This is a genomic window from Pseudomonas putida (assembly GCA_041879295.1).
Taxonomy (GTDB): Bacteria; Pseudomonadota; Gammaproteobacteria; order Pseudomonadales; family Pseudomonadaceae; genus Aquipseudomonas; species Aquipseudomonas putida_Y.
Genome location: CP047154.1, coordinates 1 through 22,763, shown reverse-complemented (window position 1 = coordinate 22,763; position 22,763 = coordinate 1). Strand labels below are relative to the sequence as shown.

Annotated in this window: 25 protein-coding genes and 1 pseudogene; 21 read left to right on the top strand and 5 right to left on the bottom strand. The window is 58.0% G+C overall.

Annotation, left to right across the window (positions count from 1 at the left end):
- The first annotated feature begins 15 nt into the window (after nt 1-15).
- The 17 genes and pseudogenes from GST84_27755 (at nt 16) to GST84_27675 (ending at nt 14,360) form a co-directional block, all read left to right on the top strand.
- Complete coding sequence (locus tag GST84_27755) at nt 16-888, top strand: transglycosylase SLT domain-containing protein (protein ID XGB16120.1); 873 nt, start codon at nt 16-18, stop codon at nt 886-888.
- A 175-nt stretch (nt 889-1,063) separates the two neighbouring features.
- On the top strand, nt 1,064-1,363 hold the full coding sequence (locus tag GST84_27750; protein XGB16119.1) for a conjugal transfer protein TraM: 300 nt from the start codon (nt 1,064-1,066) through the stop codon (nt 1,361-1,363).
- 75 nt (nt 1,364-1,438) lie between these two features.
- Nucleotides 1,439-1,729 (top strand): type IV secretion system protein VirB3, encoded by a 291-nt coding sequence (locus GST84_27745; GenBank protein XGB16118.1) that lies wholly within the window; start codon nt 1,439-1,441, stop codon nt 1,727-1,729.
- Complete coding sequence (locus GST84_27740) at nt 1,729-4,377, top strand: type IV secretion system DNA-binding domain-containing protein (protein XGB16117.1); 2,649 nt, start codon at nt 1,729-1,731, stop codon at nt 4,375-4,377. Before GST84_27745 ends, GST84_27740 begins: the two co-directional genes overlap by 1 nt.
- A 1-nt stretch (nt 4,378) precedes the next feature.
- Entirely contained in the window at nt 4,379-5,152 is a 774-nt protein-coding gene (locus GST84_27735; protein ID XGB16116.1) for a type IV secretion system protein, read from the top strand.
- Nucleotides 5,153-5,157: 5 nt separating this feature from the next.
- Nucleotides 5,158-5,403 (top strand): EexN family lipoprotein, encoded by a 246-nt coding sequence (locus GST84_27730; protein ID XGB16115.1) that lies wholly within the window; start codon nt 5,158-5,160, stop codon nt 5,401-5,403.
- Between the two features lie 12 nt (nt 5,404-5,415).
- The gene (locus GST84_27725) at nt 5,416-6,474 is read left to right on the top strand and encodes a hypothetical protein (GenBank protein XGB16114.1); all 1,059 of its coding nucleotides are present in this window, start codon (nt 5,416-5,418) and stop codon (nt 6,472-6,474) included.
- Nucleotides 6,475-6,754: 280 nt separating this feature from the next.
- A complete protein-coding gene (locus GST84_27720) occupies nt 6,755-7,477 on the top strand; it encodes a type IV secretion system protein VirB8 (protein XGB16113.1) in 723 nt (240 codons plus the stop codon).
- Nucleotides 7,477-8,355, top strand: coding sequence for a TrbG/VirB9 family P-type conjugative transfer protein (locus GST84_27715; protein XGB16112.1), 879 nt, complete (start codon nt 7,477-7,479; stop codon nt 8,353-8,355). The genes GST84_27720 and GST84_27715 overlap by 1 nt, the downstream gene beginning before the upstream one ends.
- A complete protein-coding gene (locus tag GST84_27710) occupies nt 8,352-9,509 on the top strand; it encodes a conjugal transfer protein TraF (protein XGB16111.1) in 1,158 nt (385 codons plus the stop codon). Before GST84_27715 ends, GST84_27710 begins: the two co-directional genes overlap by 4 nt.
- A gap of 11 nt (nt 9,510-9,520) precedes the next feature.
- Complete coding sequence (locus tag GST84_27705) at nt 9,521-10,552, top strand: pilus assembly protein CpaF (protein ID XGB16110.1); 1,032 nt, start codon at nt 9,521-9,523, stop codon at nt 10,550-10,552.
- 51 nt (nt 10,553-10,603) lie between these two features.
- On the top strand, nt 10,604-10,777 hold the full coding sequence (locus GST84_27700) for a hypothetical protein (protein XGB16109.1): 174 nt from the start codon (nt 10,604-10,606) through the stop codon (nt 10,775-10,777).
- A 190-nt stretch (nt 10,778-10,967) separates the two neighbouring features.
- Nucleotides 10,968-11,690 (top strand): cupin, encoded by a 723-nt coding sequence (locus tag GST84_27695; GenBank protein ID XGB16145.1) that lies wholly within the window; start codon nt 10,968-10,970, stop codon nt 11,688-11,690.
- Nucleotides 11,687-12,271: a TetR family transcriptional regulator gene (locus GST84_27690; GenBank protein XGB16108.1), complete on the top strand. Its 585-nt coding sequence runs from the start codon at nt 11,687-11,689 to the stop codon at nt 12,269-12,271. The genes GST84_27695 and GST84_27690 overlap by 4 nt, the downstream gene beginning before the upstream one ends.
- Nucleotides 12,272-12,330: 59 nt before the next feature.
- On the top strand, nt 12,331-13,107 hold the full coding sequence (locus tag GST84_27685; protein XGB16107.1) for an SDR family oxidoreductase: 777 nt from the start codon (nt 12,331-12,333) through the stop codon (nt 13,105-13,107).
- Between the two features lie 14 nt (nt 13,108-13,121).
- A complete protein-coding gene (locus tag GST84_27680) occupies nt 13,122-13,688 on the top strand; it encodes an OsmC family peroxiredoxin (GenBank protein XGB16106.1) in 567 nt (188 codons plus the stop codon).
- 258 nt (nt 13,689-13,946) lie between these two features.
- Nucleotides 13,947-14,360 (top strand): annotated as a pseudogene (locus tag GST84_27675) (hypothetical protein).
- A gap of 35 nt (nt 14,361-14,395) precedes the next feature.
- On the opposite strand, the gene GST84_27670 reads toward GST84_27675, so the two are convergent.
- From GST84_27670 to GST84_27660, 3 genes are read right to left on the bottom strand one after another with little or no spacing between them, the layout of a single operon-like run.
- Nucleotides 14,396-17,350, bottom strand: coding sequence for a conjugative relaxase (locus GST84_27670; GenBank protein XGB16105.1), 2,955 nt, complete (start codon nt 17,348-17,350; stop codon nt 14,396-14,398).
- On the bottom strand, nt 17,351-18,889 hold the full coding sequence (locus tag GST84_27665) for a type IV secretion system DNA-binding domain-containing protein (GenBank protein XGB16104.1): 1,539 nt from the start codon (nt 18,887-18,889) through the stop codon (nt 17,351-17,353). It abuts the gene before it with no gap.
- Nucleotides 18,889-19,218, bottom strand: a complete 330-nt coding sequence (locus tag GST84_27660; GenBank protein XGB16103.1) for a hypothetical protein — start codon at nt 19,216-19,218, stop codon at nt 18,889-18,891. The genes GST84_27665 and GST84_27660 overlap by 1 nt, the downstream gene beginning before the upstream one ends.
- Nucleotides 19,219-19,712: 494 nt before the next feature.
- Here GST84_27660 and GST84_27655 point away from each other — a divergent pair, with 494 nt between their 5' ends.
- The 4 genes from GST84_27655 (at nt 19,713) to GST84_27640 (ending at nt 22,234) form a co-directional block, all read left to right on the top strand.
- On the top strand, nt 19,713-20,075 hold the full coding sequence (locus GST84_27655; protein ID XGB16102.1) for a StaA: 363 nt from the start codon (nt 19,713-19,715) through the stop codon (nt 20,073-20,075).
- 3 nt (nt 20,076-20,078) lie between these two features.
- Entirely contained in the window at nt 20,079-20,783 is a 705-nt protein-coding gene (locus GST84_27650) for a StdB protein (protein XGB16101.1), read from the top strand.
- Nucleotides 20,784-20,919: 136 nt separating this feature from the next.
- Entirely contained in the window at nt 20,920-21,186 is a 267-nt protein-coding gene (locus tag GST84_27645; protein XGB16144.1) for a StbC, read from the top strand.
- A gap of 268 nt (nt 21,187-21,454) precedes the next feature.
- A complete protein-coding gene (locus tag GST84_27640; protein ID XGB16100.1) occupies nt 21,455-22,234 on the top strand; it encodes a sprT domain-containing protein in 780 nt (259 codons plus the stop codon).
- 46 nt (nt 22,235-22,280) lie between these two features.
- Here GST84_27640 and GST84_27635 read toward each other — a convergent pair whose 3' ends face one another.
- Complete coding sequence (locus GST84_27635) at nt 22,281-22,526, bottom strand: hypothetical protein (protein XGB16099.1); 246 nt, start codon at nt 22,524-22,526, stop codon at nt 22,281-22,283.
- Between the two features lie 60 nt (nt 22,527-22,586).
- Nucleotides 22,587-22,763 carry a hypothetical protein gene (locus GST84_27630; protein ID XGB16143.1) on the bottom strand — a complete coding sequence of 59 codons (177 nt, stop codon included), beginning with the start codon at nt 22,761-22,763 and terminating at the stop codon, nt 22,587-22,589.

Below are 22,763 nucleotides of genomic sequence, written 5' to 3'. Positions count from 1 at the left end.
TCAAGGACAAACGGAATGGCCAACCATCAAACCTTCACCGCAGTCATTGCTCTTGCGCTCGTCGCCGCCGGAAATCCATTGCTGGCTAATGCGAACGGTAAATTGTCGATGAGTGTCATGGCTTTAGCAAAGCAATGTGCGCCGAACGTGGCGCCTGAGACGGTCGGGTATGTGGTTAGCCATGAGTCGAGAAACAATCCATTTGCAGTCCATGTAAACGGCGTGCCCTGGAGTAAGCAGCCAAAGACAGAAACCTTCGAGGACGCGAAGGCAGTAGTCGAAAAGCTTGCTCGTGAAGGCGCCAGTTTCGATACCGGCTACGGGCAAATCTGGTCGGGGAACTTGGCAGCGTTAGGGGTTTCTGCTGTGGACATGCTTGAGCCGTGTAAGAATCTGGCCGCCCTGGACCGAATCTTGTCGGACTGCTACCGGGCCGCTGTTGCGACTAATCAGGACGGGCAGGCTGCTTTGCGAAATGCCCTTAGTTGCTACAACACCGGTAATCAGAGGGACGGTTTCACAAATGGATATGTGGGAAAGATTCTGGCGGTGGCTCAAGCCAATAACACTATGAGAGTGCCTGCGCTGCGCCTCGATGGAGTGGAGAGTGAAGGCGGCCAAGTGGGGAGTAGCGTTGAGCAGGAGGACGCGCTACCCGCTGAGAACGCAAGGCTGGGCCGGTCTGATGGGTTCGACGATTCAACCCCGGACGGATTTGCCAATAGCACTCAAGACGGCTTCGAGGTGATGGCGCGGCAACATGACGGAGCGCCAAATGAAGGTCTTTCTCATCCAGCAAAAACAACTAGAGGAAATGAGCAGCAAGAAGAAATTAATACGGACATGGATTCAGAGATTGGAAGAAAAGAAATGGCTTCCACTCTTTGAAGTCATTAGCGACGACGGGCAAACGGTGTGCTGTTCGTTGCGTGTAAAGGATACAGGGGAGGTTAGAACGTGGGCTGATCTTCGACTGTTGGCCGAGTGGCTGAGGGAAAAGCTAAGCATCGAACGGTGTGAGCTTCTATTAACGGACTTTGATTTACCAGTAACGGAGTGAAATATGGACAAACTGAATGTTGGTGTAAACGGCAAGAAACTGGGCATGGTCTGCATGGTTCTGCTGTGCATCTTCGGGTCGAGTCTGGCCCAAGCAGCGGGGGTTGATACGGCAAACTCTTCGCTGACCTCGATGAAAACCTGGCTCGATACGTGGATTCCGCTTGCCTGCGCCGTGGTACTGGCGGTGCTGTGCATCCTCTGGTGGGCGCACGTTGTTCGCGCTGACTTTGCTACCCGTGGCGCCCTGGCAATGATCGGTGCTGGCTCTGCCAGTTACATCGTCAGTTTCTTCTTCGGCTGATACCAGAAGGGTGGGACCTGCTGGTCCCGCCCTTGGGAGGTTATCGAATTGAATTTCTCACAAGGACGGTTCCCCTTGTTCAAAGGGGCAACTCGGTTGCCGACCTTAGCTGGTGTGCCTAGAACTGTGTTGCTCGTCACCTTCATGTTCTGCGGCGCGTTGTTCCAGTTCATTCACCTGTGGGCCATTGGGGTATTCGTGTTCCTGTTTGTCATCGAATGGTGCATCACCAAGCACGATGACCGAGCTTTTCGGATTCTCTACCTGGCTTGGAAGACCAAGATTGTGAACAGGTCTGAATCGTCTTTTACGAACTTGTGGGGCGGGTCTAGTTACTCGCCCAGGGACTACGGAGATCAAGACTAATGGCCGTAACAGCCCGCGATGTAAAGAGCGTCAAAAAATTCACGAAGGAACCTTCCTTCAAAAAATTCGTACCGTATCAACACCACATCACCGACCACGTAATCAGCACGGAAAACGGCGAGCTGCTGACGATCTTCAAGCTTCGTGGTCGCACGCACGATTGTGCCTCGGATCTCGACCTGATCCGCTGGCACCGAGATCTGAACACCATGTTCAGGCAGATCAGCACCGAGCACGTCAAGTATTGGACCCATCAGCATCACCGCGAGGTCAACGACTACCCGGAAACGGAGTGGAACTTGGCGTTCGCCCAGCACTTTGACGACAGCTACCGCAAGAGCTTCCAGTCTAAGCCGCTGATGGTGAATGATCTCTACCTCACGGTGGTTTACAACCCCGTAGGCGACCTGGCGCAGAAGGTCTTTTCCAAGATGGAGCGACCAACCCGCGAAGAGTTGGTAGACATGCGCAACGAGGCGTTGAACGCCCTGGAAGAGATCAGCAGCCGTGTCATGCACACGCTCAAGCCTTACGGTATTGAGCGGTTGGGCGTCTACTATCGCAACAGCCGCGGCGAAATCGCCACTGCCGAGAATCAGGAAGATGACACCTGGCTGGCTGATGAAACCGGGCTTGAGGCTGATGCCTTCGATATCGATCCTGACGACCTTCTGGCCGATACGGTGAAGACCGCACCAGCGCCGGCAGTTCCTGCGTCAGAAAGCGCCGGGAGCCTTCGGGCATTTTCTACTGCCCTGGAATGGCTGTCGTTCCTCATCAACGGTTACTGGCAGCCAGTACCCGTCTGCCGCTCGAAGATTCGTTCGTATTTGGTGGAAACCCGGCCCGTATCCTCTATTTGGGGCGACATTATCCAGCGCCGCCGCTTCGATGGTATTGATTACTTGGCTGGTGTTGAGATCGTCGATTACGACGATGAGACGGAGCCTGGCCAGCTGAACCTGCTGATGGAAGCTGATTTTGAATACGTGCTGACCCAATCCTATTGCTGCATGTCGCTGGGGGCTGCTCAGACGTTCCTGTCTAACCAGCAGAAATCGATGCTGGAAACCAAGGACAAGGGCAAGTCGCAGATTCGGCAGTTGGAAGACGCCGAGGACGATGTGACCTCGCGGCGGTTTGTCATGGGTTTCCATCACGCGACCATCCACGTTTGGGCAAACACTGCGAAAGACGTACAGAAGCTGGCCCGCAAAGCCAAGGGCATGATGACCGACTGCGGTATCAAGGCTGACTCGGTTGGCCTCGCTTCCGAGGCTGCCTTTTACGCAATGCTGCCGGCCAACCATGCGTATGTTCCCCGCCCGGTCCCAGTGAATAGCTGGAACTTCCTGTGCTTCTCGCCGTTTCACGGCTTCATGACTGGCAAGGCGAACAACAACCCCTGGGGACCAGCAGTCACGTTGTTCAAGACCACGGCAGGTACGCCGCTGTTCTTCAACTGGCACGTGTCGCCGATGGAAGAACAGTCGTTCGGCAAGCGTCCGCCAGGCCACACCCTGATCCTCGGCCAGACCGGTGCCGGTAAGACGACCCTGCTCAATGCGTTGATTACCCAGTCCAGCAAGTTCGAGCCACGGGTTATCTGCTACGACAAAGACCGGGGCATGATGCCCCTGGTGACGTCCCTGGAAGGGCGCTATACCGTGCTGCGCGAGGGCGAATCGACGGGCTGGCAGCCGGCGCAAATCGAGCCGACTACCGCCAACGTTGCCATGGTCAAGCGTCTGATCAGGATTTGCGCGGAAACCACGAACGGCGGCCCGATTGAACAGACCGACGTGGAACTCATCGGCAAAGCTGTTGACCATGTGATGGTCAGTGGCCTGGTCGACAAAGAGCTGCGTTCGTTCTATGCGATTTGGCGGCAGATCCCGGCAGCGGCGCGAGTCAACAACCAGCAGAAATTGTCCCTGGCTGAAATGCTCAAGCCCTGGTGCCGAGGTGGTGAACATGGTTGGTTGTTCGATAACCCGTCCGACGCCCTGACCTTCGACACGCACAAGGTGTTTGGTTTCGATCTGACCGACTTTATCGTGGCCCCGGATCAACCGGCCCCACAAGCCCGCACGCCGTTGCTGATGTACCTGTTCTATCGCGTGCGCCTGGCCATCGATGGTAGCTGCCGCGTAATTCAGGTGTTCGATGAATTCGCCCAGTATCTGGACGATCCCTACATGGATGTGGAAGTGAAGCGCGGTTTGAAGACCGACCGGAAAAAGGACGCGATCTACGTCTTCTCCACGCAGGAACCAAACGACGCCCTGGAAAGCCGGATCGGCAAAACGATCATGCAGCAGTGCGTGACCAAGATCCTGCTGGAAAACCCGGAAGCAGACCCCGTGGACTACATGAAGGGGCTGAAACTGACCGAGGCGGAATATCAGGCGCTGCTAAACATCCCTGAGTTCAGCCGTCAGTTCTTGGTCAAGCAGGGCAGTCAATCGGCCATTGCAACTATGGATCTGCGCGGGATGGAGAAGGCAATAAGCATCCTTTCGGGCACCCCGGACAATGCGGATCGCCTGGAAAGCATCCTTGCCGCCAATCCAAACGCCAAGCCAGAGGTTTGGCTGCCGAAGTATTGGGAAGCGGTTTTACCCAAGCAACAGAACAGGAGCAACTGACATGGAAAAGTACGTTTTCGCCGCTGCGGACACCCAGGACGTAATGCGTCTGCCGGCGCTCAAGGTAAAAGCCATCGTGCGGAGCTGCACGATGGCCATCTTCCTGGGGGCCGCAAGCGTCTCGCATGCACAAGTCGTTGTCGAAGACCCTGCCGTGCTGGCCAACACGGCGCTGCAAGTCCAGAACATGGTCCAGCAGTTGGCCAACCTCAAGTCGCAGCTGGAAACCCAAGAAGGCATGTACGCCTCTATGACCGGCGCACGCGGATTTGGTGGGATGCTGCCTGGTAGTGCTGATGCATTGCAGAAGAACCTGCCGGCTGACTGGAGCAAGGTTTACTCCGACGCGATGAACAGCAATTCGAGCATCACAGGCTCTGTGCGCGACATGCTCACCCAGTTCGATAGCGAGGTCGAGAACATGGGACGAACCGAGGCACTGGACCTGGTGAACCAGCGTCTCAAGGAAAAAGGGGCATATGACCGCGTAATGGCGCAGCAGGCCTACAACAACCAGATGCGCGAACTGGAAGATATCCAGACGCTGACCAACCAGATCGACACAACCACGTCGCAGAAAGAAATCGCTGATCTGCAAGCCAGAATCTCGACCGCTCAAGGCGCGATCCAGGGCGAGCAAGCCAAGTTGCAACTGATGGCCATCCTCCAGCAGTCGCAAGACAAGGTACTGCAACAACAACAACAGACTGCCGTTCGCCGCTATGTCATTGGCGATCAGAACGACAATCTTGAAGCCCCTAACCTCACGGAATGACCGTTATGAAAAAGATCGTATGCCTGTTGCCACTCTTCGCTGCCCTGGCCGCTTGTGGTGAGGCCAACACCAAAGAGTGGTACATGCAGCATGACAAGGAACGGGCGGTTCGCGTTGCCGAGTGCCGTAACGATGCCAAAGAGCAGGTGAGCGCTGATTGCCAGAATGCCCTGGCCGCTGAGGCTCAAGTCGTGACCATGGGCAAAGGGCAGTCGGATTACAGCATCGACCTCAAGCTCGATAAGAAGTGACGGGGGTGAACAATGGCTTATAACGCAACGACTCAGATATTCAGCTACATGGACGAAGTGTCCAAGGAGCTGGTGGCGTCGAACGTGGCGACCATCATTGCCGCTGTGACACCGTTGGTTGCCCTGGGTTTAACCATTGTTCTCATGGTCGAAGGCGCCTTTAAACTCTACGGCGGCGACGGCGAGCCGCTGACAGACATGCTCAAGAAGTTCGCATTCTGGGGCCTCATTCTCAGCATATCGTCGGCGGGCGGTTGGTATCAGACCGAACTCGCAGATGTGGCGCTGAAAACACCCGATGAGTTCGCCTCGATCCTGATTGTCGATGGCAAGTCGGGTTCCAACGTGCAGAACGAAGTCGCCAGTACCATCGACAAGGCGCTGGAAAATGGCTTGAAAACCGCGCAGCGTGCCTTTGATAACGCAGGCGTGACCAGTGGTGCAGGCCTTGCGAGCTTCTTGTTGGCGGCTGCGGTGCTTCTTTCCACGGTGCTGGTCTGCGGCATTGGCGCGGCCCTGATCCTGATGGCCAAGTTTATGCTGGCCATCGCGGTCTGTTTCGGGCCGATCTTTATCATGTGCCTGATGTTCGACTCCCTGCGCGACCTGTTCTCGAAGTGGATCGGTTCGGTTATCAACTTCGGGCTGATAACCATCCTGCTGTCCGCCACCTTCGGCCTGCTGATGAAGTTTTACGGCAAAGCAGTGGCGGCGGCGGCAGACCCGGCAGCCAACTCGCCGATCTTGGTACCAATCATCACCTGCGGCCTTCTGACCGTGGTGACGTGGTTTGTCCTCAAGAAGATCCCCGACCTGGCCGCGTCCTGGGGTAGTGGTGTCTCGGTGCAGTTCGTACCGGGTCGTCAACGCCCAGGCAAGGGTGGCGGTGGTAACGCCGGAAAAGGCGGCGGAGCCGGCGCTGGCTCTGGTGCGGGTGCTGGTGCAGGTGCCGGTGGTGGTGCAGCTGCTGGAGCAGCGGCAGGTGCGGCAGCCGGTCCAGCCGGCGCAGCGGCAAGTGCTGTGGGTACTGCCATGCAGGGCATGGCCAGAGGTTCACGCCGAGCAGGCTAAACGGAATCACATTTGGGCTGTAATAAGTCCTTGAAATTATAATTTCAGGGATTTATTATGGCCCTGTCTTTTTCTCATCTGAGGTAAATCACATGGTGCGGTTTTCGACGGGATTGGTCGGGATCTTACTGGTTGCGGCTCTGGCTGGATGCGCAAGCAAGCCCAAGCCCGCACCTGAGCCTGACATGACCAATTTGGTGCCGGTCAACAAGACGTTGCCCAGCGCCCTAGTAGGACGCCCTGGGGTAATTCCCCAGGCCACGAATGGAGAACGTAAAGAATGAGTCGGGCTGATAAGAACGAGGCAATTACCAAGGCCGACATGGCCGTGTTCCAAGAAGAACGCCAGAACCTGGAAACGGATCTGCTCGATGAGGTGCTGAAATCCCGTCGAGTTGCCTGGTGGGTAGCGACTGGCCTGGGTGCTCTGGCCGGCGTGGCGTTGGCCGTGACCGGCTTCACCATGTACCGCTACAGCCAGCCGGTCCCGGCGCACATGCTGGTTATGAATAGTGACGGCACTATCCAGCAGGTGTCGTTGCTGACCCCGCAATCCAGCTATGGCGATGTAGCAGATACCTACTGGGTTTCTACGTTCATCCGCCATTACGAAAGCTACGAGTTCAACACGGCGCAGGCAGACTATGACGCTATCGGTCTGATGGCCGGCCCTGATGTGGCCGAGGATTACCAGAAGCGCTACAAGTGGGGCACCAAGGAAGCCATGGACAAGACCGTCGGCGACCGCAAGTCTGTCAAGGTCAAGGTTTCCTCGGTCATCCTCGACCGTGAAACAGGTATCGCTACGGTTCGCTTCTCTACCACTGAAAAATACCGCACCCGTGGTGCGGATGAGGCTCCGCAATTCTGGATCGCTACCCTGTCCTATCGCTACGACAACATGGAGCTGACGGCGGCGCAGCGCTACATCAACCCGGCTGGATTCCGCGTCTACTCGTACCGAGTCAATGCCGAATCTGTTGCCAGTGGGGGGGGCCGATAATGAATCTCAAATTCGCTATTGCAACTGCCTTGGCTGCGGCGCTGGTATCGGCGCCTGCCCTGGCGCTCAACGAGAAGACAGACAGCCCCTACGACTATCGGATCAAGACGGTGATCTACAACCCGATGGACGTTGTTCAGATTGACGGGGTGGTGGGCCTGCAAACGCTCATCCAATTTGCCCCGGATGAGGTCTACGTGACGCATAACTTCGGTGCGAAAAGCGCCTGGGAGCTGGTCAACAAGGACAACAACGTATTCATCCGGCCAATTGCCGAACTGAGCGACACCAACCTGACCGTGGTGACCAGCAAGCGGACGTACTACTTCCTGCTGCACTACATCGGCAGCAATGCCGTCAAAGGCCCTGATGGACAAGTGAAAGAAGAGTTCATCAAGACGCCCTGGAGCATGCGCAAAGCCACGGTAGGCGTCATCTTCAAATACCCGTTTGAAGACATGAAGGTTGCTAACAAAAAGCTCGAAGAACGACGCGTCCGCGAGGCGCTGGCCAAGGGTAATAACGGGCCAGTGAACATCGCCTATACCCGCTCCGATGATGAGAACAGCCTGGAGATCAGGCCGACCCACACCTGGGATGATTTCCGCTTTACCTACTTCGAGTTTCCGGCCAATGCAGCGTTGCCAAACGTCTACATGATTGGCCCGGATGGCAAGGAAACCATCCCGCAGACGCACATCGAGGGCGAGTATTCCAACATCATCGTGGCCGAGACAACGGCGCGTGAATGGCGGGTTCGCCTGGGTGATCGCGTGGTGGGTGTAGTCAATGGCGGTTACAACCCGGCGTTGGGCGCTAGCAAGACCGGCACCAACTCGCCCGTGGTTAAGCGCGTGTTGAAAGGGGGTGAGGAATGAGCCGCGACGTAAATATCGACGAACTGGACACGTTCGAGGACGACCGGGGCGGGTTCGATGGTGGGCCGAAAAAGAAAGTGCCAGGCCTGCGAGCGTTCATCGGCGTGTTGTTCCTGATTGCCCTGTGTCTCATTAGCTGGATCGTCTACAACAATGTGATTGCGCCGAAACTCCAGCAGCAGGAACAGGCCGAAAAAGCCTCGCCCAACAAGGCCAGGAACTTGCCGGGTGTGAGCTTCGCAACCACACCTGCGAACGCCGAGGACGAACCTGCCGAGCAGCCAGCCGAGCAGGCGCAAGCCGCCAGTACCTACCAGCAGCCGGTGCAACCGGCTCAGCCCGCACAGCAGGGCAAGGTCGAGCTAACGCCTGAGCAAAAGGCCATGCAGCGCCGGCTCAGTGCGTCGAGCGGGACAGAGGAAATGCGCTCCCAGGGTGCAGTCGCTACGCCTAGTCGTGGTGAGAAGGCCGAGCCGGTACAAACCAGCAGTGGCAGTTCGGAGTTGGCCACACGCATGAATAGCGCCCGGTACACTGCATCCAGGGCGACACTCATGAAAAACATGAGCATGTCGATAGCCGCTGGCACGATGATTAACTGCGGCACGATCACCGAGCTGGATACCACTGTTCCCGGCTTCGTTTCCTGCCAAGTGTCGAAGGAGGTTCGTTCGGCTGACGGTTCGGTGGTGCTGATCGACAAGGGCGCGAAGATCACAGGCGAAGTCAGTGGCGGCATCCTGATGGGCCAGGCCAGGGCCTTTGTACTGTGGTCGCGGGTTCGCAACCGCGACGGCGCCGTGGCCTACCTCGATGCGCCTGGTACCAACCGCCTCGGTAGCGCCGGCATTCCTGGGCAGGTCGATACCCACTTTTGGGATCGCTTCGGTGGTGCCATGTTCATTTCCGTGTTCAGTGACCTGAGCCGTGGTCTGATGCAGGCCCTGGTGAACTCCACCGACAAGTCGGACAGCGACACGACCGTGAACCTCGACAACACCTCGAACACCTCCGATTCGCTGGCCCGCGAAGTATTGCGCGCCACTATCAACATCCCGCCAACCCTGACCGTCAATCACGGCGAAGCCGTTTCGATCTTCGTGCCGCGTGACGTTGATTTCAGCGATGTGTATGGCCTGGAAATGGTGGAGTGAGGGAGGCACATATGGATATTGCGACCGAGCGCGACCTGGCTTTAGCAGACATGGACATGGCCCTGGCGGCGGCGAACTTCGCCCCGCTGCGGAAGTACCTCGACGATCCAGAAGTGTTCGAGATTCGGGTGAACAAGTTCGGCCAGGTGGTATGTGACACGCCCAAAGGGCGTGTCTTGCACGCCGACCCACGGATCACCTACGACTACCTGTGGGCCTTGAATGACCATCTACTGAGCCTGAACGGACTCGGCCGCACGCCTATCAGCTACGTGAAGTTGCCGGACGGATCTCGGGGGACGTTCTGCTGGCCCCCTGCGACTGTCGAGGGGACCATGCTCATGTCGATTCGTAAGCATTTGCCCGTATCGAAGAGCCTGGCCCAGCTTGCCCAGGAAGGCCGCTTTGCCAAGGTGCGACACCGTAAGCAGTCTGAACAGTTCTCTCTTGAGCCGTTCGAGGAAGAGTTGCTTGCGCTGTTGGAAAAGGGGGACGTGGAAGGCTTCTTGACGCTGGCCGTCAAGACTAAGCGGAACATTGCCGTAGCCGGTCCTACCGGCTCCGGCAAAACCACTCTCACCCGCTCGCTGATGGGGGCGGTGCCTACGGTTGAACGTGTGCTGCTGATGGAAGATACGCACGAAATCGACGATAACCGGCTCGATGAGGTGGGCTATCTGATGTACGGCGAAGGCGACGGGCGAATGTCGGCCCGTGAATGCCTCAAGCTGTGCATGCGCCTGTCCCCGGACCGAATCTTCCTGACCGAGCTGCGCGACGATGCAGCCTGGGACTACCTGGCCGGCGCGAACACGGGGCACCCTGGGGGCATTTTCTCGACGCACGCTGACAGCGCGGCCAGCACTCCTGCGCGTATCGCCACGTTGGTAAAGGCCTCGGAAATCGGTCGGGCGCTCGACTACGACGTAATCATGAAGACCATCAACACCACGTTGGATGTGGTCGTGTACATGGAAAAACGTGAAGTGCTGGAAATCCTGTACGACCCGATGTTCAAGAAACAAGCAATGGCAGCGGTGTAGGAACTCAAGCCGCTTAGCGCCCTGCAGGGCTAAACCCAAGGAGTAGTACGCATGACCGAAGCAACCAATATCTGGACTGCCACCGCCAACGAGATCACCAAGGCGGTACGTGAAAGCCTTATCGCCATGGGTTGTGGCGAGCCACAAACAGGCGATGTCTACGACCAGCTGCTGCTGATTGGTCGTAGCGGCGTGGAAGGGGTTCGGGGAGCAATGGAACAGTAAACGCACTTAAGCCCAGTACCTGCCCGCAAACCAGCGCTCTGTCTGGGGAGTACGATAAAACCACCGTTTTATGAAACCGTTTCAGCGAGCACTAGGAAAGGCCGTGACCACCCGAAAAGTGGTGCGATAAACTCGTTTCGCCAATCAAAGTTCGCTAATCCACAACAGATGACGAGTAAAGCGAACTTTAATTCGTGCTTATGTTGGTTTTCGGTTCCATTGCTCCCCAAACCCCAAACTCAATTCAGATCTTTCGCAGCGTGTTGTCGTCGAGCCTTCAAGCTTACAGTGGGTCGATTCGCCAGCGACCGGGATTCAACGCCAGTTACTGGAGCGTGATGGCGACGAAGTGGCGCGTGCCACCTCGATCGTGCGATACGCGCCGGGCTCCGCTTTTGAAAATCATAAGCACGACTTGGGCGAGGAGATTCTGGTCCTGGACGGCGAATTCAGCGACGAATCCGGGACCTTCGGGCCTGGGACTTACATCAAGAATCCACCAGGTTCTTCGCATGCACCGAGCTCCGCGACGGGTTGCACGTTGTTCGTCAAGCTGCGCCATCTTGATCTAGCCGACAGCCAACGCACCGTGGTCGACACCCGTAACGGCCCCTGGTTTCCAGGCCTCGTGCCGGGTCTGTCGGTGATGCCACTTTCTGAGTTCGACACACAACATACGGCTTTGGTGCGCTGGGCCCCGGGGACACGATTCAATTCGCATCGTCACTACGGCGGTGAAGAAATCTATGTGTTGGAAGGCGTCTTTGAGGATGAGTTCGGAAGCTACCCTACCGGCACATGGATGCGCAGTCCGCATTTGAGTGCTCACCGTCCCTTCAGCAATACAGGCTGCACCATCCTGGTCAAGACAGGCCACCTGCCAGTCGCCGAATCAAATGAGGCGCTTGCATGAAGCATTTCTCCGAAATCTCGCCGACCGCCGAGCGGGTGGTCGATGCCGCTGAAGGGTTGGTACAGCAGCACGGCTACAACGGCTTCTCATACGACGACGTGGCCCAGTTGGTAGGCATCAAAAAACCAAGTATCCACCACCACTTTCCCAAGAAGGGTGAACTCGTGGCCGTGGTCGCACAGCGCTACACGCACCGGTTTCGTGAGGAGTTGCTGAGCATCGAAGGGCAGCATGCGAAAGCGCCTGACAGGCTAACTGCGTATGCGGCACTTTTCGAACGCACCTTCGCCAAGGACCGGCGCCTTTGTGTCTGCGGCATGTTGGGTGCCGAGTCGGACTCGCTGCCGGACGCCGTTGTGAGCGAGGTCGAGCGATTCTTTAAAGTCAATCTCGACTGGTTGACTCTTGTCGTTGCCGATGGTCAGCGTGCCGCGCTGATCACCTCGAATTCCACCCCAGAGGCTCTCGCAGAGGCATTCTTGTGCGCGTTGGAAGGCTCGATGATGGTGGGCCGTGGCATGCGGTCGTCACGCGGACCGGCCGAAGTTGGAAACACTTTTCTTTCCACCGTGTTGACCTGAGGTCGGCACTTTTTTTGCAACACAACCCTACCATTTAGTTGGTAGTTAAGGAGATTATTATGAGTACTGAATTTAATGGCAAGAAGTTGTTGGTCATCGGCGGCACTAGCGGGATGGGACTGCAAACTGCCCGCATGGTTCTTGAGCAAGGCGGAAGCGTCGTCATCGTCGGTCACCGTGAAGACAAGGCCGAAGAGGCCCGCAAGGCGCTGTCGTCGTTGGGCACCGTGACCGCCCTGACTGCCGATCTCTCGCGAGCCGAAGATGTGAAGCGACTCCTGCATACCATCGATGAACACCACAAGGACATCAATCTTCTGGTCAACGCGGCTGGGGTGTTCTTCCCGAAGGCGTTTCTTGAGCACACGGAAAGTGATTACGAACAATATTTGACGTTGAATAAAGCGTTCTTCTTCATCACACAAAAAGTCGTGGCCAATCTCGTGGCCAGCGAGCGTCCCGGCGCCATTGTGAACATCGGCTCGATGTGGGGCAAGCAGGCGATTGCGGCTACGCCGTCGTCCGCGTATTCGATGGCAAAAGCAGGTTTGCATTCGCTGACCCAGCACCTTGCGATGGAGCTGGCATCCAAACAAATCAGGGTCAATGCCGTTTCTCCGGCGGTTGTCGAAACGCCGATTTACGAGGGATTCATACCCAAGGCCGAGGTTCATGGCGCCTTACAGGGATTCAACAGCTTCCACCCAATCGGCAGGGTTGGGACGCCACAAGACGTCGCCGAGGTCATCCTCTTCCTGTTGTCGGACAAGGCAGCATGGGTGACGGGCGCAATCTGGGACGTTGACGGCGGCGTGATGGCCGGGCGTAACACATAATGGGGGAACGAGAAATGAACACAAACATTAAAGGAACTCCCGGCAACGGGATCAACGTCGGCGCATTGCGTGAGTTTGCAGATCAGGTCGCAGCAAAGCCCGCCGCAGGCATCGCGACGTTCGGCGTCGTGACAACCTGGGAGGGTGGCACCCGGACGCGTGCGCGAACCATGCCGCTCGTACTAGGTGACACGGCCTTGGCGCGCGGCTTTGTCATCGACGCGGACGAACCGGCAGAATTGCTCGGTACCGACACGGCCGCTAATCCACAAGAATTGATCCTGGCTGCGTTGAACGCATGCATGACTGCAACCTACGCGGCAAATGCGGCGGCAATGAACATCGAGTTGCAATCGCTGACTATCCGCACGAAGGGAAGCCTCGATCTGAGAGGTTTTCTTGGAATCGATCCTGGGATCAATCCAGGGTACGACCAGGTCGAGTATGAGGTCGAAATGGAGTCGTCGGCGGATTCGGCGGCGCTGAAAGCATTGCACGCGCAGGTGCAGCGAACATCGCCGAATTACCACAACTTCGCGAGAGCCATTGATCTCAAGGCCAAGCTGACCATTCTCCAATGATCGAGTCAGTGTTTCCCGTGGTTGGCTGACGGGAGGCCAAACCAGATGCGCTATGACGGAAGGTTCAACCTTCCGTCATCACGTTCTCTGGAATACGCAGTGTCAATTTGAGGTATACCCCAACCGGGCGTAAGGCCGACCATTCAGGCCGCGTCAGAGTAGGATGGCTTTCTGAATTTCCTGACGTTCCAGCGTCCACCTCTACGACCTCAACCTGACAGACAGAGCGCTTAGCGTACGAAAATTTCCGTTTTCTCTATTCGCCCCTACAAGAGCGCGCTGGGCCTGGTTCCCGATGAGGACATTGCCCAGGCCTCGGGCGTGGCTGTAGAAGTCGTGCAGGCGCTGCGCGAGGCGTTCGGCCTGGATGCTGTGGCGCCCTCCCCTGACCTGGCCAGGCCGGCGCCTGTCGAGGACTACCACGGCCCCGGACTCGGTTACGAATCGCTCCTGGGCACCATGTCTGCCGCCAAGATCAGCCGCGAAGTGGGCGTACCCATTGGGGTTGTGGAAGCTCGCCAGCAGTACCTGGGCATTGCTCCCTATCGCCGGGTATCGCGTGCGGAGCGGTACGCGCACTTGTTCGGCCTGGTCCCGAATAACGTGCTGGCCAAACTCGCAGGCGTGTCGCATGAGCGCATCGCAGACATGCGCCGGTCGAGAGGCGTCTAGCGGGCAGCAAAAAGGGGCCGAAGCCCCTTTGCTGATTACAGACCGAATGCCCTGCCCTTTTCTTTGGGCTGTTTGGCCGGCAATTGCTGGCCTTGCTGTTGCTTCTGCACGGCGTCCTTCTGTTTGCCAGCCTGGTCGTGCCCTTTGCGCTCGAGCGCATGCCGCTGGAGCTGCTTGATATCCAGGGCGCCGGCCTTGGCGTTCAAGCGGCTGATCGCATCCCCCAGCTTCTGCCGGTTATCGGTGAAGATTTCCGCTGCATGACGGGCGCGGCTGATAGCCACGTAGTACACGTCCTTGGCGGTGGTGCGCGATTGGGTTTCAAGGTTGATGAGCACCTTGTCGCAGGTGAGACCCTGGGCGCTGTGAACGGTCGAAGCATAGGCCAGGCCGACGAACATAGCCGATGCTGTGTCCAGCTCGACCTGGCGGCCTTTGTCTCCTTCGAGCACCACGCGGTCGCTGTGGATCTCCTTCACCACAAATCGGTCGCCGTTGGCCAAGTCCTTTTCAGCGTCGTTTCGGGTGATTTTCACCTGATCCCCAGCGGCAAGCTCTGTTCTCTCGACGCTGTAGACCGAAAGCTTTGTACAACGGGCTGGAGTGAATTGCAGCGTCTCGCCTTCTGGCCCGCGCACGGTGAGTTTGTTGCCGGGGCCGGTGTCGAGTACCACGTACTGTACGCCACGTTGCAGCCCGTTCTTATAGTCCACCTCGGGGACGACAATGCTGCCCTTGCCGTAGTATTTACTGTGCCGGCGCTCGGCTTGGGTCGTATCCAGACGGTTGAGCAATGGATACTCCGCGCCCTGCCCTTTCAGTCCCAGCGCCTCCCGCACGCCTTCGTTGATTTGGATCCGACTGGCGTTGGTACCGGTGATAATTAGAGCCTGGTCACGCTCGGCCTTCGTCATTTTGGCGTAGGCGTCGACAATCGCCTGGTAGCGTGCCCCGTCTTCCTTGATCTCGCGTATCTCGTTCACCAGTGGCAGCGATTGCTTGGCTTTACCCTCGGCGGCCAGCTTCACCGCCTCCAGCAATTGCGGGTCCTTCTGCCGCTGAATGTCGGTCAGCCGGGACGTTTCCATGCCGGCTTTCATCAGCTGCTCGAAGGGTTTGCCGGCCTCGATGGCTTTGGTTTGTGCTACGTCGCCCAGGAAGACCACGCGGGCGCCGGCAGCCTCGATGGTTTTCATGGCTTCGTGCATCTGCCGCGCAGGTATTACGCCGGCCTCGTCGATGAACACGACGGTGTTGCTGTCGATCTTCTTATCGCGGGCCTTGAGGAACGATTGCAGAGTACGAGCCTCCAGACCCTCGGCCTGGAGCGCCTTCACCTGGCTACCATAGGGCGCCAGGCTGGTGACACGGTATCCGTTCGCCTCCAGCAGATCCTTGGCCGCTACAGTCATGTAGCTTTTGCCGACGCCGGCAAAGCCCTGGACGCCGATGAACTGGTTTTGTGTGCGGGCGATCCGCATCACCGAGGCCTGCTGTTCCGCCTTCAAGCCCCGATCGGCAAGGAAGGCTTCGGCGGCTTCTTTAGAGATCCGTGGCTCAACCGTACCGCGCCCCATTCGCTCGATTTGCAGCACCTCGCGTTCGCGCTTCTGCGCGATGTGCGTGGTAAAACGGTTTTCACCCTGGCGCAGCCGTCCGGTGCGGATGCCCTCATCAACGAGCCTGGCGGCCTCTGAGCGCGATTTGCCGGCGCGGACAAGGGTTGCCACCCATTCCTTGCGGCTGAGCTGTGGCGCCTCTTCGCGGGCCTTCTCGGCGGCCTTCCCCTTCTTTCCATCGGCAGGGTTTTGTGAAGAGTAAAGCGGTTCCTCGCGGATCAGGTGGCCAGATGCGGCACGCCGCTCGATGCCGGCGCGCACGTCGTCGATGGTGAGGGCGCCGTACCCGTGGCGCAGCGCGGTATCCATCAGCTCCTTCTGACCGATAACCGCCTGGCGCTCGGTCAGACTCTTGATCGCGAATTCGATCACCTGGTCGGCACGGTACTCCAGGGGCTTCTCGATCTGCGGAGTGGCGGCGCTGTTTCGCTCCCTGCCGCCCTGCGCATCGGCGCCGACGCCGGCCCACTCGCGGCTGTGGTAGTCGATACCCAAAGCCCTCGACCGTTCAAGCCAAACCTGGCGCAATTCTTCGCGGTCGATTCCACCCTGCTTTTTGTCGCGGGTGGCCAGCGCGGCCTGGTTCTTTTCAGCATACGACGCTGTGCTGCGGTCCAGGCCTTTCGCCGCTAGCGCTGCCTCGATCTGCTGGCTGCGCGAACTGAATTCGCGGATCTGCTCGTCGGAGAAATGCGCCAGGTCGAATGTACCGTTGCGCTCATAGCGCAACTGGAAGCCGGCCTTTTCCAGCTCGCGGGCCAGTTCCGCCTTGTAGACGTTGCCCAGGAACATGGACGAATTGAACACACCGTCATTTTTCAGTGCCCGCCATTCGCCGTCGCTACGCTGGGTCATGTTCAGCACGAACGCATGGGTATGCAGGTCGGGGTCCAGGGCGCGTGAGGTTTCGTGTCGGAACTTGGCCACCACCAAGTTGTTGGTGTTCTCGGTACCGGTCTTCTTGTTGACCGTTATTCGGGCCTGGGACAACCGTTCAGCCTCGCGAATGGCTGCTGCCACCGCCTTATCGTGGGCTTCGATAATGCTGGCGTCACCGTGGACCAAGGCCTGGAGCGACACACCTTTGGGCGCTGAAAAGGTGAGGTCATACCCAAGCCTTTCCTTGCTGACCACTTTGCCATCAGCCTCTTTGACAGTGCGCATGAGCTTCGTGCTGTCGCTAATTCGGCCATCCAATAGCTCGCGGAATCGGGCCTGCTCTACTTCCCCGGACAGGCCCAATGCCTCGGCGCCGGCACCTTGCCATTGCATGGCGCCGCCGTCTTTTGCGTAGTAGTCATCCGCACCATCCGCGTAGTACGACACGACTTTGCCCAGTGATTGCCGAGAAATGGTCGTGATATCGAGCATTTAGATGATCTCAAGGTTTGGGACGATGCCCGGTACCGGGTTCGTGCGGGTGAAGTTGATCGGGTCGATGGTCACACGCGCAATCGGGATGCTTCCGGGGAACGACAGGAAGCCTTCGAGGTTGTTCAAAGCCATGATCTCCGACGACATAACGATGCGCTCGGGTTTCACATCCTCGTTCTCGCTGCGAGTGCCCCAGTCACCCCAGCGCGAGCTGCGGCCTTCCTTGGTGCGCAGTACTTCATGCTCGCTCAAGGCTTTGGACATGCGTTCGGCGGTTGCCGTACCCATGCGGCCAACGGCCAGGGCAACCATTGTCCGGTGGTTGGCCAGCATCGTTTCAGCCAGTTTCTCGCCATACACGGATTCGAGCTGGGTGTAGGACTGGTAGCCAGATACCACGCAACCGCCCTTCTTCCGGCCCCGAGTCAACATGTCGCCCAGGGTGGGCAGTCGTTGCAGCGATTCCAGCTCGTCAAGGAAGGTCCAGATCCGGCGCTTGGGATTGGACTTCATCCCAAGAATGCTGGTGAAAATGGTATCCACCCAGCAACTAATCAATGGGCGCAGCGCTTCGCGCATGTTCTCGTCCCAAGTGATAAACAAGTTGCCGCCGTTAGGATCTTCGCACCACTGGCGCAGCGAAAAATTGCCTGGTGGCATATCAAAATGCGCAGGTAGTTTATTACTGAGGACAAACCGGACGCTGCCTGTAGCGCGCTCGTTTTCAGTAAACAAAGATACGGCTCTTGTGCCTTTTACAAAAGCCTGGAGAGTTTCCGAGTCGCACTCGTTAGTCCATCGGAATACTTCCCGCATGCCAGGGTTGCGCGTGGTGTTATACAGCTTCTTGGCCACCTCTGCGAACAGCAGACGGCCATACTGGTTCCATTCTTCCGAGTCGTTACTGTCTGAAACTTGAATAATGGATTTTGCGTAGCGCTCGAAATCGTAGTGACTACGGATTTCGTTATAGAAGTTCCAACCTTCCGTCCTGGCATCATATGGATTCAGGATTTTATCGCCCTTGCGGTAGAAGGTAGATAGGAACTCTCCATCGGGATCAAGGATTACCATGCGATCTTTCCGCTGCATGCAGCCATACATCATTTCGCGGAAAATCGTACTCTTACCCGTACCCGTGGCCCCGCCAACTGAGAAGTGTGTCGCCTCGGCAGCAATAGGAACAGGCACCCCGGCAATAGTTATTTGTTCCTCTTTCTCCTTTGTCAGTCGTTTAAGCTCACGCTGGGAGACAAGTTGGCTACCACGGAAATACTTATCAAAGTGAGCGCCGGCAAAAGTGGTCTTGCTCAACTTCACGATAAGCACGCACAACGCAATCGCGAGTATCAGCCCACCAACTAAAGCAACCGCAAGCGGCCACAAGGTGAACGTGTTTTTCGCCAGGTAGAACACCCTGTCTCGGGCGCCTTGCTTTTCAATTCCATACATCAGCTTGGCGGTAAAGAACCACGCGAACAGTGGCACCAGCACCATGACGGCGAGGCAGATTTGAGATCGTTGGCGCTCGTTCATCAGCTATCCCTCTTTGATGAATCCCATACGTCGAAGCCCAGGCGCTCGACCTCGGCCTGGGCTTCCCTCTTAGCATCCGGTTTGGACGCGGTGCGCAGAAGCAATAGCAGCTCGATCAAGATGGCCATCGACTGGCGGTCGATTCCAGCGGTCGGCTGGCCGTCACCGCCAGGCCGTTGATCGAGGCGCTGGAGGATCATTTCTAGCGTGTCCTCCTGCTCCATCTGCCGGAAAAGCTGCCGGCGTACATACTCCGAAATGTCGCCCTGGGACCGCTCTTCCAGCTCGATTTTCTGTGTTTCGGTGCATCGAAAGCTCACTGTGGGCACGGATGGCCTCCTTGTCTGACGTGTGTCAGACACAAAATACAGCAAAATCAGGGCTTGCACTCACTTTTGTCTTACGCAGGTATTACGCTTTTTCGCGAGTCGTTGAAAATGCTTTATTTTTCAACGACTTAGCGATGCGAAGCATTGCGTATGGTGTATAGCTCGTTAAGGGAAAATACCGCTCTGCTTTTAAGGGAGAAAATAGCCGTCTGCACCCCTCGGAGGCCGCAAAAAAGCGTCCTCCTGATCCCTCACGCGCAGCGTGAGGGGCTTTTCGCCGCCCAGGGGTGCCACTGAGTACGCATTGAAGACAACCGAGAGACGATGTGAAGACACCGGAGAGACAAAAAAGGGACTTGCCAGAGTCAAAAGGGACGGCTAGAGTACGGATCAGAGACAAAGAGGGGACAAAAGTGCCCGAGGTCGATAACGAGGGGTAAGCGATGCCACTATCGCGACTAAAACCACGGAGCGATTCGGCCCTGGTGCGGAACATGCTCGGCGAGATCGAGGCCGCACTGACAGCCGGAGCCTCACGGGAGGATGTTTGGAAAACGCTCAAAGAAGAGCACGGGATGGGGATTGGCTTTAACGGGTTTTGCAAGGCGCTGATGCGAGCGAGGGCCGCAAGGCAGGAGCGAGCTGGAACACCAGCGACGACCACCCCACCGCCACCCCGACCGGAAAGTGATGGCCAGGGAAAGGATGTGGATTGCGCAATCCAGAAAGACGAACCAACGCCACCCGAGGCGGGCGCACCCGTAAAGGGTCGCATCGTCACCAGTAGCGATTTCGAGAAAGTCCACTCCATGGATTTCTCTGATCTTGATGATAAATATACGGGCAAAAGGAAATAGCGTATGAAACGAGCGATCTTGAACTACAGCGGCAGCATCGGCAAAACCACTATTGCAGCGCACCTGCTCTACCCTCGGATGCCAGGCGCGGCATTCTTTGCCATCGAGTCGATTAACCAGTCGGCCCTGGACTTGGGTATTGCCGAAGTGGTTACGATGCGAGGCCGCGAAGCGGGCGAGCTGATTGAGGATTTGGTACTTGAAGATATCGCCATTATTGACATTGGCGCTTCTAACATCGAATCGTTCTTTGAGGCTGGATCGCGCTATCACGGTTTCATTGACGAAATTGAACAGTTCATCATTCCGGTAACTCCCGAGCAAAAGGCCTGGCAGGAAAGCTTGAAAACTGTTGAGGCGCTGGCGACCATCGGCGTTTCTCCTGATCGCATCATTCTGCTGCCGAACCGAATCCGTGATAATCCCGAAGCTGAAATTCCGTCGATCTACAACTATGTAAAGAAAACCAAGAAGGCGACCATCAAACCGGGCGCGTTCCTGTTTGACAGCGACGTTTATGGTTATCTCGCGGCCAACAAAATGTCGTTCGATCAACTGATTGGCGAAGATACCGACTACAAGGCAATGGCCAAGGCCGAAACTGATGTTGAGAAGGCCAAGGAATATGCACGCCTTCACCGTTGGACAAGTTACGCGAAGCCCGTTCGCGCTAACTTGGACGAATGCTTCGCCGCTTTGACGGCCTAAGTGCACCGGAGTGCCAGTGATGGATTCTAGGAAACCGAGAGAAGAAGTATTAATTGAGTGGTTCCTGGGCGACTCGAAAGAGATCCTGGCCGATCTCCAGGGCGCGGTCGCGGCGGCCCGTGAGGTCCACCAGTCGATGCAGGAGGCCGGCGCAAGCCTGGCCTCCACGGTCGAAGACGCACGCGCCGAGCTGGTGACGGCCAATCGGGAGCTGACCGCCGCGATTCGGGAAACCGAGGCACGGCATGACAAGGCCCTGGAGAAGCTGGACCGCCAGGCCAAGAGCCTGTTGGCCGCGACCCAGCGGCGGACGGTATGGGTGGCGGCGATCTGCGCCGGCATTGCCGGCCTGGCCGGAGGCCTGGGCGGTGCCCTGCTCTTCTACCGCTTGGTTGCCGGCTAGCGCCGGGTTGTGACACACGCTGAGGCCGCCGCAAGGCGGCCTCGCCGTTTGTGGGAGTCGCCGCAGGCGCTCCCGTGCGGCAAGCGGAGCGCGCAGCGCCTGGGAACCGGGCGCGGAGGCGAGAGGGATGGAAGCCCGAAGGGGCGAGACGCGGCGTAGCCGTGGCTCGATGCGCAGCACGACAGCCCGCGCCGAAGGCCTCGCCCTGGATTGCGCAATCCACTTCTATTAAACTGGATTGCACAATCCACAAGACAGGATCGTCACCATGTCGCTACTGCCGACTCATGAGGTCTATGCCGAGCTGCAACTGGCGTATGAACACTTCAACGTCCAGCTGTTCGACGGCCAGCTACCGGACTGCCTTATCACCCTCCAGCGTGAACGCCGAACCTACGGCTACTTCTCGCGCAAGCGCTTCGCCCGTCGTAGCGGTGAAATGACCGATGAAATCGCCATGAACCCCGGCTACTTCGCGATTCGCTCATTGCGCAAAACGCTGTCGGTGCTGGCCCATGAAATGGTGCACCTGTGGCAGTTCCACTTTGGCGCGCCTGGCCGGCGTGGCTACCACAACAAGGAATGGGCCGCCCGCATGGAAGCCCTGGGCCTGATGCCCAGCAATACCGGCGCACCTGGTGGCAAGCGCCTGGGCGAACAAATGGATCACTACATCATCCCAGGCGGGCGCTTTGACGTGAGCTGCGCGGAGCTGCTGACGCGGGACTTCTCGCTGTCGTGGTACGACCGTTTCCCCCCGGAACGACCGCAAATTGACCCGCCGACCGGCTCGAACGGTCGCGGGTTTGTCGATGACGTAGACGGTGAGGACGAAGGCCAGGGGCAAGCTCTGGATCAGGGCGGCGATGAACTGGGGCCGCTCGGTGAGCTGGTCGAGCTGCCGCCCGAGGTGCCGCCGAACCGGTCAAACCGGGTCAAGTACCGGTGCCCGAAGTGCGCAACGCAGGTGTGGGGCAAGCCTGAACTGGCGATTCTTTGCGGCGGCGAACACTGCGCCGGGTCGCCATTCCAGCCGGTCGCACGATGACAAAGGCCCGCGAAAGCGGGCCTTTTGGATTGCGCAATCCACATCCTCAACGGTGGCCAGGTCCTGCGCCCTGGCCTCGATCTCCGGCTTCCCAGCATGCGGCGGCCTTGCGCAGCAAGCCGGCGCTATCGCGGTGCGCCAGTTCGCCCGGTTTGGTGATGAACGTCGCGGCGGCCTCGTAGAACTCTGCGGCCACTTCCCAATCGTGTTGCAGCTCGGCCTTGCGCGCAGCGGCGGCAAGCGCCTGGCATGTCCTGGCGGCCTTGGTCGGCGTGGTCTGGTGTCCGTACATATCCTGTTCTCCAGCGGGGAGCGCCGGGGCGAAGCCGCGGCGCTCGGTTGGGTAGTGGGGTTAGGCCCGTTTAACAGCCCGTGCGAGGGTCAGAAGGTCGGCGGACTCCATTAACTGGTCGCGCTCGGCCAGTTGCTGCATGGACGGCACCGGGCGAGCTGGGGCCGCTGCGCGGCGCGCAGAAGCGGCCAGGCGGGCCAGGAAGACACGGAACGAGGGAAGGGCTTGAGTAGCCAT

What these genes read in the sequence shown, in the direction of transcription:
- GST84_27755 (XGB16120.1), top strand. Translation starts at nt 16, where the DNA reads ATGGCCAACCATCAAACCTTCACCGCAGTCATTGCTCTTGCGCTCGTC.
- GST84_27750 (XGB16119.1), top strand. Translation starts at nt 1,064, where the DNA reads ATGGACAAACTGAATGTTGGTGTAAACGGCAAGAAACTGGGCATGGTC.
- GST84_27740 (XGB16117.1), top strand. Translation starts at nt 1,729, where the DNA reads ATGGCCGTAACAGCCCGCGATGTAAAGAGCGTCAAAAAATTCACGAAG.
- GST84_27735 (XGB16116.1), top strand. Translation starts at nt 4,379, where the DNA reads ATGGAAAAGTACGTTTTCGCCGCTGCGGACACCCAGGACGTAATGCGT.
- GST84_27730 (XGB16115.1), top strand. Translation starts at nt 5,158, where the DNA reads ATGAAAAAGATCGTATGCCTGTTGCCACTCTTCGCTGCCCTGGCCGCT.
- GST84_27725 (XGB16114.1), top strand. Translation starts at nt 5,416, where the DNA reads ATGGCTTATAACGCAACGACTCAGATATTCAGCTACATGGACGAAGTG.
- GST84_27720 (XGB16113.1), top strand. Translation starts at nt 6,755, where the DNA reads ATGAGTCGGGCTGATAAGAACGAGGCAATTACCAAGGCCGACATGGCC.
- GST84_27715 (XGB16112.1), top strand. Translation starts at nt 7,477, where the DNA reads ATGAATCTCAAATTCGCTATTGCAACTGCCTTGGCTGCGGCGCTGGTA.
- GST84_27710 (XGB16111.1), top strand. Translation starts at nt 8,352, where the DNA reads ATGAGCCGCGACGTAAATATCGACGAACTGGACACGTTCGAGGACGAC.
- GST84_27705 (XGB16110.1), top strand. Translation starts at nt 9,521, where the DNA reads ATGGATATTGCGACCGAGCGCGACCTGGCTTTAGCAGACATGGACATG.
- GST84_27700 (XGB16109.1), top strand. Translation starts at nt 10,604, where the DNA reads ATGACCGAAGCAACCAATATCTGGACTGCCACCGCCAACGAGATCACC.
- GST84_27690 (XGB16108.1), top strand. Translation starts at nt 11,687, where the DNA reads ATGAAGCATTTCTCCGAAATCTCGCCGACCGCCGAGCGGGTGGTCGAT.
- GST84_27685 (XGB16107.1), top strand. Translation starts at nt 12,331, where the DNA reads ATGAGTACTGAATTTAATGGCAAGAAGTTGTTGGTCATCGGCGGCACT.
- GST84_27680 (XGB16106.1), top strand. Translation starts at nt 13,122, where the DNA reads ATGAACACAAACATTAAAGGAACTCCCGGCAACGGGATCAACGTCGGC.
- GST84_27670 (XGB16105.1), bottom strand. Translation starts at nt 17,350, where the DNA reads ATGCTCGATATCACGACCATTTCTCGGCAATCACTGGGCAAAGTCGTG.
- GST84_27665 (XGB16104.1), bottom strand. Translation starts at nt 18,889, where the DNA reads ATGAACGAGCGCCAACGATCTCAAATCTGCCTCGCCGTCATGGTGCTG.
- GST84_27655 (XGB16102.1), top strand. Translation starts at nt 19,713, where the DNA reads ATGCTCGGCGAGATCGAGGCCGCACTGACAGCCGGAGCCTCACGGGAG.
- GST84_27650 (XGB16101.1), top strand. Translation starts at nt 20,079, where the DNA reads ATGAAACGAGCGATCTTGAACTACAGCGGCAGCATCGGCAAAACCACT.
- GST84_27645 (XGB16144.1), top strand. Translation starts at nt 20,920, where the DNA reads ATGCAGGAGGCCGGCGCAAGCCTGGCCTCCACGGTCGAAGACGCACGC.
- GST84_27640 (XGB16100.1), top strand. Translation starts at nt 21,455, where the DNA reads ATGTCGCTACTGCCGACTCATGAGGTCTATGCCGAGCTGCAACTGGCG.
- GST84_27635 (XGB16099.1), bottom strand. Translation starts at nt 22,526, where the DNA reads ATGTACGGACACCAGACCACGCCGACCAAGGCCGCCAGGACATGCCAG.
- GST84_27630 (XGB16143.1), bottom strand. Translation starts at nt 22,763, where the DNA reads ATGGCTACTCAAGCCCTTCCCTCGTTCCGTGTCTTCCTGGCCCGCCTG.